Source organism: Pseudomonas sp. Sample_16 (assembly GCF_004307665.1).
Taxonomy (GTDB): Bacteria; Pseudomonadota; Gammaproteobacteria; order Pseudomonadales; family Pseudomonadaceae; genus Aquipseudomonas.
Genome location: NZ_RCOB01000108.1, coordinates 83,031 through 94,819, shown reverse-complemented (window position 1 = coordinate 94,819; position 11,789 = coordinate 83,031). Strand labels below are relative to the sequence as shown.

At 59.6% G+C, this 11,789-nt stretch carries 10 protein-coding genes; 6 read left to right on the top strand and 4 right to left on the bottom strand.

The annotated features are described in order from the left end of the window. The first annotated feature begins 147 nt into the window (after nt 1-147). From metF to D8U69_RS15775, 4 genes are all read left to right on the top strand, one after another. Nucleotides 148-993, top strand: a complete 846-nt coding sequence (gene metF, locus D8U69_RS15790; RefSeq protein ID WP_056853939.1) for a methylenetetrahydrofolate reductase [NAD(P)H] — start codon at nt 148-150, stop codon at nt 991-993. A 76-nt stretch (nt 994-1,069) separates the two neighbouring features. Next, nucleotides 1,070-2,152: a hypothetical protein gene (locus D8U69_RS15785; protein ID WP_130906023.1), complete on the top strand. Its 1,083-nt coding sequence runs from the start codon at nt 1,070-1,072 to the stop codon at nt 2,150-2,152. Nucleotides 2,153-2,238: 86 nt separating this feature from the next. Beyond that, on the top strand, nt 2,239-3,054 hold the full coding sequence (locus tag D8U69_RS15780; protein WP_056853941.1) for a transporter substrate-binding domain-containing protein: 816 nt from the start codon (nt 2,239-2,241) through the stop codon (nt 3,052-3,054). A 223-nt stretch (nt 3,055-3,277) separates the two neighbouring features. Further along, nucleotides 3,278-5,146: a DEAD/DEAH box helicase gene (locus D8U69_RS15775; RefSeq protein ID WP_056853942.1), complete on the top strand. Its 1,869-nt coding sequence runs from the start codon at nt 3,278-3,280 to the stop codon at nt 5,144-5,146. Between the two features lie 120 nt (nt 5,147-5,266). Here D8U69_RS15775 and D8U69_RS15770 read toward each other — a convergent pair whose 3' ends face one another. The 4 genes from D8U69_RS15770 to D8U69_RS15755 all read right to left on the bottom strand — a co-directional run bounded on the left by D8U69_RS15770 (nt 5,267) and on the right by D8U69_RS15755 (nt 9,307). After that, complete coding sequence (locus tag D8U69_RS15770; protein ID WP_130907697.1) at nt 5,267-5,866, bottom strand: YceI family protein; 600 nt, start codon at nt 5,864-5,866, stop codon at nt 5,267-5,269. 242 nt (nt 5,867-6,108) lie between these two features. Continuing rightward, nucleotides 6,109-6,696 (bottom strand): YceI family protein, encoded by a 588-nt coding sequence (locus D8U69_RS15765; RefSeq protein WP_056853944.1) that lies wholly within the window; start codon nt 6,694-6,696, stop codon nt 6,109-6,111. A 32-nt stretch (nt 6,697-6,728) separates the two neighbouring features. Continuing rightward, nucleotides 6,729-7,280 (bottom strand): cytochrome b, encoded by a 552-nt coding sequence (locus D8U69_RS15760; protein WP_056853945.1) that lies wholly within the window; start codon nt 7,278-7,280, stop codon nt 6,729-6,731. Between the two features lie 263 nt (nt 7,281-7,543). Continuing rightward, complete coding sequence (locus D8U69_RS15755; RefSeq protein WP_056853946.1) at nt 7,544-9,307, bottom strand: FAD-dependent oxidoreductase; 1,764 nt, start codon at nt 9,305-9,307, stop codon at nt 7,544-7,546. A gap of 222 nt (nt 9,308-9,529) precedes the next feature. On the opposite strand from D8U69_RS15755, the gene D8U69_RS15750 reads away from it, so the two are divergent. Both D8U69_RS15750 and D8U69_RS15745 read left to right on the top strand, forming a co-directional pair. Beyond that, complete coding sequence (locus D8U69_RS15750; RefSeq protein WP_056853947.1) at nt 9,530-10,936, top strand: adenosylmethionine--8-amino-7-oxononanoate transaminase; 1,407 nt, start codon at nt 9,530-9,532, stop codon at nt 10,934-10,936. A gap of 133 nt (nt 10,937-11,069) precedes the next feature. Beyond that, complete coding sequence (locus D8U69_RS15745; protein ID WP_130907681.1) at nt 11,070-11,789, top strand: 16S rRNA (uracil(1498)-N(3))-methyltransferase; 720 nt, start codon at nt 11,070-11,072, stop codon at nt 11,787-11,789.

Sequence of the window (11,789 nt, the reverse complement as noted above, 5' to 3'; positions counted from 1 at the left end):
CACGCGCGCTCTGTAGGAGCGAAGCTTGCTCGCGAACGCTTCACCACGGGGTTTCTGAAACGCCGTGGCGCCTGCTTCGCGAGCAAGCTTCGCTCCTACAGAGAACGTAGCGTCCTGCAAGGCTTATACGCTTCCAAGGATATGACCATGTCCCAAGACCGTCGCTACAGCTTCGAATTCTTCCCGACGAAGACCGATGCTGGGCATGAAAAGCTGCTCGCCACTGCTCGCCAGCTGGCCACTTACAATCCCGACTTTTTCTCCTGCACCTACGGCGCCGGTGGTTCGACCCGTGATCGCACGCTGAACACCGTTTTGCAGCTGGAAAGCGAAGTCAAGGTACCTGCCGCTCCGCACCTGTCTTGCGTCGGCGACAGCAAGGCCGACCTGCGCGGCCTGCTGAGCCAGTACAAGGCGGCCGGCATCAAGCGTATCGTTGCCCTGCGCGGTGACCTGCCTTCCGGCATGGGTATGGCCAGCGGCGAAATGCGTCACGCCAACGACCTGGTTGATTTCATTCGTGAAGAGACCGGCGACCATTTCCACATCGAAGTCGCGGCTTACCCGGAAATGCATCCGCAAGCGCGCAATTTCGAGGACGATATCGCTAACTTCGTGCGCAAGGCCAACGCTGGCGCCAACAGTGCGATCACCCAATACTTCTTCAACGCCGACAGCTACTTCTATTTTGTCGAGCGTGTGCGGGCGTTGGGCGTGAACATCCCGATCGTCCCGGGAATCATGCCGATCACCAACTACAGCAAACTGGCGCGTTTCTCCGATGCCTGCGGGGCGGAAATCCCGCGCTGGATCCGCAAGCAACTGGAAGCCTACGGTGACGACACGCCAAGCATTCAGCGCTTCGGCGAGCAGGTCATTACCGAAATGTGTGAGCGCCTGTTACAAGGTGGCGCACCGGGCCTGCATTTCTATACCCTGAACCAGGCAGAAGCCAGCCTGGCTGTGTGGAACAACCTGAAGCTGCCTCGCTGACAGGTCCCATGCGCGTACACAGGCCCTCTACGGAGGGCCTTCTACTTTCAAAAGAACCACGGAAACCTGCAGTTCAATGATGACCGCGCCCTCGACTTCACGCCCACAACTCGTCTATCTGGTTTTCGGTTCCGAGACTTACCACCAGGAAGCCGTGTTCAGTATCTCCAGTGCCCTGAGCTGGTTGCGTGAAACACCGGAAGTGGCGCTCGACATCCAGGTCTTCAGTGACAACCCGCAACCTTACGAACACCTGCCGGTGCGCGTTCGTCACCTCGACGCAGAGACACGCAAACGCTGGAGCGAGCCACACGGCTATCACTTCCGCGTCAAGCATGTGGTGTTGCGTACGGTGCTCGAAGAGGCCGAAACTGCGCTGCTGATCGACACCGACACGTTCTTCCACTGCTCGCCGCTCAAGTTGTTCGAGCGCGTGCAACCCGGCACCCTGCTATGTAACGACTACTACACGCACTACGGCAACAACAAGGAAAACGTCCTCTACAGCGCTCTGTCATCCAGACTCATGGAGAAAGGCCTGGCCGACGACCAGATGATGCTGCTCAACTCCGGCGTCATTGGCTTGCACCGCCAGGATGCTCAGGTGCTGGATCGCTCGATCGCGCTGATCGACGAACTGTTTCCATTCGCACAAGGCGCATACACCCTCGAGGAATTCTGCCTTTCAGTGGCGGCCTATCGGACACTGGACATCAAAAAGTGTCCCGACCTGATTCATCACTACTGGAGCCGCAAGCAATTGTTCAGGGCCAAGGTTCAGGCCTGGGTTGCCAAACATGCCGCACAGCCAACCAGCCAGGCCGCTCTCGACGATACCCGCCGCGTATCGGCTCAGCTTCCAAGACCTCCACGATCGCAGCGGATGATTTACAAAGTCATCACACTGGCACTGCCCGCACATTTGCGGCAGTTCATTCGTGAAATCCTCTATGGCTGCTATGAACACCCTAACGAATTCGACAAGGCCTGCGGGCCGGTCTGGTGGGAGAAGGCGCTGCAAAACCAACAGGAACGACTCGGCACTCCGGTTTGTCGACACTTGCTCGAAGATTGGTTCACCAATCGCCTGGTCAAGCTGATTCTTGGGCAGCGGCGCGCTGCAATCCACGAGCATCTGCTCAATTCGCCGAGTAAATAGTGACGTTGCGCCCAATCTATCCAACACGGCGTTAAACATGCACGCCAGAGCTTCTCATTAGGCGGCAGGCGTACTAACCTCAGACCATGCCCGCCATTGCCCAGTTGCTCACCGTTGTGCTTTTCACTTGCCTGAGCTTCGCCGCCCGGGGCGAGAAACTGCGCATTGTCACCGAACCATGGGCGCCTTACGTCTACGAAGAAAATGGCGAGGCCCTTGGGCTGGACTACGAAACCACCGCCATTGTCTTCAAGCGTCTGGGCATCGAAGTGGAATGGCAATTCCTGCCATGGAAGCGCTGCCTGTCGATGCTCGAGACGGGCCAGGCAGATGGTGCGCTGGATATTTTCCACAGCGATGAACGCGATGCTACCTTGCTCTATCCCAGTGAACCGCTGTCGCAAGTGCAGTTCGTGATGTTCTACGCCAACGAGCGACCTCACCCCTTCCGCACCCTCGATGAGCTGCGCGGCCTGACCATCGGCACCTCACCAGGTTACCTGTACAGCCCGGATTTCCGCGAGTCGACGCTGTTCACTCGCGAACCGGCCCCCAGTCATGAAGCGAATTTCGGCAAGTTGGTTCGCGGGCGGATCGACCTGTTGATCACCGACCGCCGCGTCGGCCAGCATCTGCTCGACGAACTGAACATCCGCGACAAGATCACCGAAAATCCGACCATAATCAGCCAGCAAAGCCAGTTTCTGGCGGTGCGTCGCAATGCCGGCATGGACCTTTTGGTGCAGCGTTTTGGCGCCGAGCTCAAGCGCTTCAAGCGTGAGCCCGCCTACGCGGAATTGAGCGCCCGGTATGGCGCGGCACCGCCCAGCGCCTTGAATTCCGCACGGGCCACGGCCACCACCGCAAAAACCGTTGAGCAGCAGGAAAGCGGCGCGCAGTGATTGCTCTGTTATACTCCGGCGTTCCCGCCAGGCTCACGCCCGGACGCTCGGAATCGTAAAGGTATCTCGACCCCGCTACGGCGCAGCTTTTCAGCCCGCGCGAGCGCTCCAGACGAACCTTCGTGACCGAAGCAGGACCGGACGGGATTGCGTTCCTCTAAACGCTATTCGCGCCAGGCAAGACTCCCATTGGGCCAAGCCCTAACTTAGAACAGGATTACTCATGTCCTTTGCTTCCCTCGGTCTCTCCGAGGCTTTAGTCCGCGCCATCGAGGCAGCGGGCTATACCGAGCCTACTCCGGTGCAACAGCGGGCCATTCCCGCCGTGTTGCAAGGTCGCGACCTGATGGTTGCGGCACAGACAGGTACCGGTAAAACCGGCGGTTTCGCCCTTCCGATCCTGGAGCGGTTGTTCCCCAACGGTCACCCGGACAAATCCCAGCGTCACGGCCCGCGCCAACCACGCGTGCTGGTCCTGACCCCGACCCGCGAACTCGCGGCGCAAGTGCATGAAAGTTTCAAGGTCTATGCCCGTGACCTGAAATTCGTCAGCGCCTGCATCTTCGGCGGCGTCGGCATGAACCCACAGGTTCAGGCCATGTCCCGCGGCGTCGACGTACTGGTCGCCTGCCCTGGCCGTTTGCTCGACCTGGCCGGCCAAGGCAGCGTCGACCTGTCCCACGTGGAAATCCTCGTGCTGGACGAAGCCGACCGCATGCTCGACATGGGCTTTGTCCATGACGTGAAGAAAGTCCTCGCCCGTCTGCCAGCCAAACGCCAGAACCTGTTGTTCTCGGCGACGTTCTCCAAGGACATCACCGACCTCGCCGGCAAGCTGCTGCACAACCCGGAACGCATCGAAGTCACGCCGCCGAACACCACGGTCGAGCGTATCGAGCAGCGCGTATTCCGTCTGCCGGCCAGCCACAAGCGTTCGTTGCTGGCGCACCTGATCACCGCCGGAGCCTGGGAACAGGTACTGGTCTTCACCCGCACCAAGCACGGCGCCAACCGTCTGGCCGAGTACCTGGACAAACACGGCCTGAGCGCCGTCGCGATCCACGGTAACAAGAGCCAGAACGCCCGCACCAAAGCCTTGGCCGACTTCAAGGCCGGCACCGTGCGCATCCTGGTTGCCACCGACATCGCCGCTCGCGGCCTGGACATCGACCAGTTGCCACACGTGGTCAACTTCGAACTGCCGAACGTCGATGAAGACTACGTACACCGCATCGGCCGAACCGGCCGTGCCGGTCGCTCGGGCGAGGCGATTTCGCTGGTCGCCCCGGACGAAGAAAAACTGCTGAAAAGCATCGAACGCATGACCAAGCAGAAAATCGCCGACGGCGACCTGATGGGCTTCGACGCCAGCGCCGTGGAAGCCGAGAAGCCTGAAGCACGCGAGCGTCCGGACATGCGCAACCCGCGCAATCCGCGTGGTCCGCGTGGCGACGGTCCGAACGGCGGTGGTGGCGGTCGTAAAGACAAGGGCAAGGACAAGGGCAAGGAAAAACCGGCGTCAGGTGAACGTGGCGAGCGTCCAGCGCGCCAGCAAAAGCCACGCGAAGGCACCCCGGCTCGCGAGCAGCGTCAGCCAAGCCAGCCGCCACGCCCGGCAGCCGACCGTGCTCCGGATGAGTTTCTGGACGACGATATCGATAACTTCGGTAACCGCGTCGACTACGTGCCTCAGCAAAAACCAGCTCAGGGTCGTGGACGTCGTCCGGGGGCTCCGGCACAAGGCACGGCTGCTGGCTCGGGCGCACCCCGTGGCGGCAAGCCACAAGGTCGCCAGAACGGTCCACGCAACAGCGATGGCGCCAGCACCGGCACACCACCTGCCAAGCGCAATGGTCCACGCAACGGTGCGCCGCGTGACGGCCAGGCCCGTCGCGAAGACTCGCGCAACCGCCGTCCGGCCCGTGACGACCAGCCGCGTTCGGAACCTGCCGTACAGAACCCACGCGGTCCTGCGCCGAAGATCATGCACAAGGAATCGAAGGCTGACCGCTTCCCGACACCTGAGCAGCTGGATCAACTGCCAAGCCGTCCTCGCGGTGAAAAGCCGGCGCTGTTGACCCGTAACAGGTAAGCAACAAGCTCACCCAGGTTAATGATTGTGGCCGAGGACACTGCGAGAGCAAGCGTTGCTCAAGCAATGTCCAGCTAAAAAAAGAGCCCCGACTTACCAGAGTCGGGGCTCTTTTTTTGCTTACGATTTGTTCCGAATCCCTTCAAAGGTGATGTACAGATCTACGAGGCTCGAACCCGGCGCGAGCTTGCCTGTCTGGCCAAAATCTTCACGCTTGATGGTCGTGCGACCCTCGAAGCCTGCCCGGTACCCACCCCATGGATCAGCGCCCTCGCCTAAAAACACACCTTTGACCACGACCGACCTGGTGACGCCGCTCAGGGTCAGATCGCCTGTCACGTCAGCCGTTGTCTTGCCCTCGGCGTTCTTTCCGGTTGCCTTGATAGCGGTCGACACAAACTTCGCTGCCGGATACTGACGGGCATTGAGGTATTCCTTGTCGAGCAAATGCTTGTCACGCTCGGCATGATTGCTGAACAGACTGGCCGTACGCACATTCACTTCAAGCTTGCTGTCTTCAATGTTTTGCGCGTCGAAACTGAATGTGCCGTCCAGGTCCCTGAAAGTGCCAGTGATGAAGCTGTACCCCAGATGACTGACCTTGAAATCAATAAAGGCATGCTGCCCTTCCTTGTCGATCACATAGTCAGCGGCCGTCGCTTGCCCCATAAAAGACATGAGGGCACCGACCGCCAACCCACAAATCGATTTTCTCAGCATAGTTGCTTCCTTACCCGACAAAACGAGAGCGAATGCTCCTCGACATGGAGGTAAAGACTGAGAACCACGTATTAAGCAGGAATTAATGCGGTCTGTAGGACGCAGCGTAGGAATAATGCCTATTCCGAGTACGACAGCACGCAAAAGCACACCCCGTCGAGACGGCTCTCACCCTTTTCACGGACAAAAAAACGCCCCGCCGACCAATGATCTGCGAGGCGTTTTTTTGTCAGGCGAAAAGATTACTTCGCTTTGACGCCTTCAAAGCTCACGTACATATCAACTGCATCGGAGCCTGCCCCCAGGTCTTTCTGCTTGCCGAAATCGGAACGCTTGATGCTGAAAGTACCCTCGAAGCCGGCACGGTAGCCGCCCCATGGATCCTTGCCTTCACCCAGGAAAGTGGCCTTGACCACGATTGGCTTGGTGACGCCGAGGATGGTCAGGTCGCCCGCCACGTCAGCAGTATCCTTGCCTGCGGCGTTTTTGCCGGTCGGTTTGACGCTGGTCGAAACAAACGTGGCTTTGCTGCCGTTCAGGAAGTCTTTGCTGGCGATGTGCTTGTCACGCTCAGCGTGGTTGGTGAACACGCTGGCGGTGTTGACGTTGAACTCGATCTTGCTGGCTTCAGGCTTGGCAGCGTCGAAGCTGAACTTGCCGTCGATGTCCTTGAAAGTACCGGTGATGAAGCTGTAGCCCAGGTGGCTGATCTTGAAGTCGACGAAGGCGTGCTGGCCTTCTTTGTCGACCACGTAGTCAGCGGCCATTACGTTACCGGCGGACAACAGGGCCGAACCAATTGCCAGAGCGGCCAGAGTCTTTTTCAACATGCTTTGTTTTCCTTTGGAGTCGAGGTTGAACTTCAGGCTTTGCGACCCAGCATTCGCTTGAGGGTCACATCACGGTCGATAAAGTGGTGCTTCAATGCTGCCAACGCATGGAGGCCGGAAAAAATTACCAGCACCCACGCCAGGTAGAGATGAATCACGCCAGCGGTATCTGCCTGGTCCGGCAGTCCGGATACCAATGCAGGCACTTCAAACAAGCCAAACACCGGGATACCGACACCGTCTGCGGTGGAAATCAGGTAACCGGCAATCATCACAGCGAACAGACTGAGATACAGAAAGCCATGGCCGAACTTGGCGCCGAGACGCGTCATGCGGCTGTAGCTGGACAAGGTTGGCGGTGGCGGACTGATGAAACGCCACAGCACCCGCAACACCATCACACCCAGCAACACCAGGCCGATGCTTTTGTGCAGGTCCGGCGCGTCTTTGCGCCAGGTGCTGTAGTAGTCGAGCCCGACCATCCACAGCCCGAGCGCGAACAGCGCGAAGACCGCCAGCGCCACGCCCCAGTGCATAAAGATGCTGACCCAGCCATAGCGGGAAGAAGAGTTACGTAGCTGCATTGCCTAGATCCTGTAAGTGCTGGCCCAAGACTATCGATTTATCTATCGAATTAAAGCCGAAAATTTCGCTATGAAATATCGAGAAATGCGATCAAGAGCCTGGAGCAGCCAAATTAAGAAAAGATTAAAGTCCAAATTGTTAAAACAAGTGAATACAAACCAGAGAACACCTGTATCAAAAGGTTTATTCAATGGCTAGCTGCGATTTTCTCCGGGCAAAAAAAAGCGCGACCCTCTGGGCCGCGCTTTTTTTCACCTGAAGATTACTGAGTCTTGGCCTCAGTGGTCGCCACAGGTTTGGCCGCTGGCTTCTTCGCCGGTTCGGCCTTTTTCACCGGGGCCTTGGCCGGGGCTTTTTTCGCTTCGGTCTTGGCTGCTGGCTTGGCTGGAGTTTTTGCCGGTGCCTTCTTCGCAGGTTCAGCTTTCACCGGCGCCGCAGGCTTGGGTGCTTCGACCGGCGCCGGAGCAGCGACCGGTGCTGGAGCAGGTGCCGGCGCTGGAGCTACCGCGGGCTCTGGTGCCTTGACCGGTTCCGGTTTTTTCTCGTCATCCGAGCCGCCGAACAGGTTCGTGAAGAAGTTGCCCTTCTTCGCGGCTACCGCGCCGGCACCTGCCGCCGCCGCAACGGCCGGAACAACTTTCGCCGGTTCGAAGGACTTGCCTGCCGCCAGATCTTCGACCTGGCTGGCCGCACGTTGACCGGTGCGCAATGCGCCTTCCAGCGTGCCCGGATACAAGGTGTCAGTGTGTTCGCCAGCGAAGGCTACGCGCTGAATCGGACGCTCCCACAAGCGCCAGAACTTGCTGATCTGGCCCGGGCCGAAGGCCAGGTAGGCGCCACCCATTGAAGGGTCGGTGCTGTAGCGACGGATTTCATAACCGGTGAACGAGCCACGCGCCTGTGGATAAAACGCGTGCAGGCGAATCAGTACCTGATCGACCATCTGCTTGTCGCCAAACGCTTGCATCACCCGGGCATTGTCGCCGGACAGGTTGATTACCACGTTGGCACCGCCCTTCAGCGCTGGCTCGATCCACAACATGCCCAGACCGGCGTTGCTGTAGATTTCGCCGGACATGCGCGATTTGGATTCCCAAACCGGGGTCTTGAACTTCAGCATGATCTGGTCGCGCCAACCGTAGTTGGTGCCCTTGATCGCCGCCAGGTGCTGGGCGTCCAGCGCTGGGGTCATCTGAATCTTGTTCAGGGCGCGCAACGGTACAGCCAGGACTACGTAGTCCGCCTGATAGCCGACGCTGCCGACTTTGACAGTCACGCCGTCCTTGTCCTGGATGATCGCCGAGACCGGGGAGCTGGTCTTGATGGTTTTCAGCTGTTTGACAAAGGCCTGGGCCAGCACCGGGCTGCCACCTACCAGGCGCGACGCACGCAGGTCGCGGTCGGAAACACCACGGTAGACGCGGCTCTGCTGAGCAAAGTAAAGCAGCGAGATACGCGAAGGTTCGTCATAACGGGTACGAATCTGCTGGTTCACCAGTTGGCGGGCCGTGGCTGGCAGGTTCAGGCGATCGAGCCAATTGGACACGTTGATCTGGTCCAGGGCGTGCAGCGTGCTGTTGGCCGCCGGATTTTGCGGGTCGTCGATCGAACGCGCCAAGTCATCCAGGGTTTTCTCGTAGCGCTTGAGCGCTTCAGCGGTGGCCGGTTGCTTGGTCGTCAGGTCGGCGGCGGAGACATACTCGCCATCGATCAGGTAGCCCGGCGTGCGCACGAACTCGGGGGCCGGCGTGGTGCTCAGTTTGAAGGTCGACACGTATTTGTTCAGGACCGGCTGAGTCTTGTCGTTGCCGATCCATTCGCTGGTGGCCATGCCGGAACGACCGCCCAGACTGGATTTGGCTTCCAGCAGCGTGACCTGCCAGCCTTTGTTCTGCAGCTCATAAGCCGCCGTAAGGCCCGAGACCCCGCCGCCGATCACGATCGCGGTTTTATCCTTGGCCAGCGCAGACACGCTGAACAGCCCCAACATCACCAGCGCACAGGCGCGCAGCCAACCGACAGACATTCAGCGAACTCCGGAAATACACGAAAAAAATAGCGGTTTTGCGAGCCAGACGACTCAAGAGCCGAGAAGGATACGTCAGCCTTCAGACGCCCGCCAGCAACGTCTATCTACCTGTGCAAAGTAGCTCAATCGACACAATGGGTTGTCCCGGTGGCGTGCATTGCATAGGCTTGCGCGATTGTTTGTTCGCGCCTGCCGCGGACCGCCTCGAGGAGAGAGAAAATGGGCCTGAATAATCAGTGGATGCAACGCGACCTCGCGGTGTTGTGGCATCCCTGCACCCAGATGAAAGATCACGAACAACTGCCGCTGATCCCGATCAAGCGCGGTGAAGGCGTCTGGCTGGAAGATTTCGAAGGCAAGCGCTACCTCGATGCGGTCAGTTCCTGGTGGGTCAACGTGTTCGGCCACGCCAATCCGCGAATCAACCAGCGGATCAAGGATCAGGTGGATCAGCTGGAGCACGTGATCCTCGCCGGTTTCAGTCATCAGCCGGTGATCGAACTGTCCGAACGCCTGGTAAAGATGACGCCGCAAGGCCTGACCCGGTGTTTCTACGCCGATAACGGGTCGTCCTGTATCGAAGTCGCGCTGAAAATGAGCTTTCACTACTGGCTCAACCGTGGTCAGTCGAACAAGAAACGCTTTGTCACGCTGACCAACAGCTACCACGGCGAAACCATGGCAGCGATGTCGGTCGGCGACGTGCCACTGTTCACTGAAACCTACAAGGCCTTGCTGCTGGACACCATCAAGGTGCCGAGCCCGGATTGCTACCTGCGTCCCGACGGCATGAGCTGGGAGGAACATTCGCGCAACATGTTCGCCGCGATGGAGCAGACCCTGGCCGAGAACCATGACAGCGTCGCTGCCGTGATTGTCGAGCCGCTGATCCAGGGTGCCGGCGGCATGCGCATGTACCACCCGGTGTACCTCAAGTTGCTGCGAGAAGCCTGCGACCGTTATGGCGTGCACCTGATCCACGATGAAATCGCCGTGGGCTTCGGCCGCACTGGAACCATGTTCGCCTGCGAACAGGCCGGCATCCGCCCCGATTTCCTCTGCCTGTCCAAAGCCCTGACCGGCGGCTACCTGCCGCTGGCGGCATGCATCACCACCGACGAGGTGTACAGCGCCTTTTACGACGATTACCCGACCCTGCGGGCCTTCCTGCACTCGCACAGTTACACGGGTAATCCACTGGCCTGCGCGGCGGCGTTGGCGACGCTGGATATCTTCGAAGAAGACAACGTCATCGAGAACAACCAGGCCCTGGCCCAGCGCATGGCCTCCTCCACCGCGCACCTGGCCGATCACCCGAACGTCTCGGAAGTGCGCCAGACCGGCATGGTGCTGGCGATCGAGATGGTCAAGGACAAGGCGAGCAAAGAAGCCTATCCGTGGCAGGAACGCCGGGGCTTGAAAGTGTTCCAGCATGCGCTGGAGCGCGGGGCTTTGCTGCGGCCGTTGGGCAGCGTGGTGTATTTCCTGCCGCCGTACGTGATTACTCCGGATCAGATCGACTTCCTGGCCGAAGTGGCGAGCGAAGGCATCGACATCGCCACTCGCGACAGCGTCAGTGTGGCGGTGCCGGAGAACTTCCACCCTGGCTTCCGTGATCCGGGCTGATTGGCAACGCTCGTTCCCACGCTCTGCGTGGGAACGCAGCCCGGGACGCTCCGCGTCCCAAAAGCGGACGCAGAGCGTCCGGTGAGGCATTCCCACGCAGAGCGTGGGAACGATCAAATTAAAGAGAATCCGCATGAGACTGTCCCGCTTCTTTATCGACGCCCCCCTGAGCATCGGCGAGCACGAACTGCCCGAGGCCCAGGCCCATTACATCAGCCGTGTGCTGCGCATGGCCGAGGGTGATGCGGTGCAATTGTTCGACGGCTCGGGCCATGAGTTTCGCGGCACGCTGACGGAAGTCGGCAAGAAGCGTGTGGTGGTGAGCATCGATGAGAGCTTCACCGGCCAGGTCGAGTCGCCATTGCAGATCCACCTCGGCCAGGGCTTGTCCCGGGGCGAGCGCATGGACTGGGCGATTCAGAAAGCCACCGAATTGGGCGTCAGCGAAATCACGCCGATTTTCAGCGATCGCTGCGAAGTCCGGCTCAAGGACGAGCGCGCCGACAAGCGCTTGCAGCACTGGCGCCAGGTGGCGATCAGCGCTTGCGAGCAATGCGGTCGTTCAAGGGTACCGGTGATTCATCCACCGCTGTTACTGGCCGATTGGTTGAAGTACACGGACGCTGAATTGAAGCTGGTACTGCATCCGGTGGCCGAGCCGCTGGTGAGTCATGCCAAACCTTCAAGCCTGGCATTCCTGATCGGCCCGGAGGGTGGGTTGTCCGATGCCGAAGTCGATCAGGCCAAGGCCGGCGGCTTCCATGCCGCCCGCCTCGGCCCACGGGTGCTGCGTACTGAAACCGCGCCGGTAGTTGCGCTGGCAGTAGCCCAGCAACTGTGGGGTGATTTCTAA

Excerpts from the sequence above, each read along its gene's own strand:
- D8U69_RS15760 (WP_056853945.1), bottom strand. The coding sequence starts at position 7,280 with ATGCAGCTACGTAACTCTTCTTCCCGCTATGGCTGGGTCAGCATCTTT.
- D8U69_RS15745 (WP_130907681.1), top strand. The coding sequence starts at position 11,070 with ATGAGACTGTCCCGCTTCTTTATCGACGCCCCCCTGAGCATCGGCGAG.
- D8U69_RS15780 (WP_056853941.1), top strand. The coding sequence starts at position 2,239 with ATGCCCGCCATTGCCCAGTTGCTCACCGTTGTGCTTTTCACTTGCCTG.
- D8U69_RS15785 (WP_130906023.1), top strand. The coding sequence starts at position 1,070 with ATGATGACCGCGCCCTCGACTTCACGCCCACAACTCGTCTATCTGGTT.
- D8U69_RS15775 (WP_056853942.1), top strand. The coding sequence starts at position 3,278 with ATGTCCTTTGCTTCCCTCGGTCTCTCCGAGGCTTTAGTCCGCGCCATC.
- D8U69_RS15750 (WP_056853947.1), top strand. The coding sequence starts at position 9,530 with ATGGGCCTGAATAATCAGTGGATGCAACGCGACCTCGCGGTGTTGTGG.
- D8U69_RS15770 (WP_130907697.1), bottom strand. The coding sequence starts at position 5,866 with ATGCTGAGAAAATCGATTTGTGGGTTGGCGGTCGGTGCCCTCATGTCT.
- metF (WP_056853939.1), top strand. The coding sequence starts at position 148 with ATGTCCCAAGACCGTCGCTACAGCTTCGAATTCTTCCCGACGAAGACC.
- D8U69_RS15765 (WP_056853944.1), bottom strand. The coding sequence starts at position 6,696 with ATGTTGAAAAAGACTCTGGCCGCTCTGGCAATTGGTTCGGCCCTGTTG.
- D8U69_RS15755 (WP_056853946.1), bottom strand. The coding sequence starts at position 9,307 with ATGTCTGTCGGTTGGCTGCGCGCCTGTGCGCTGGTGATGTTGGGGCTG.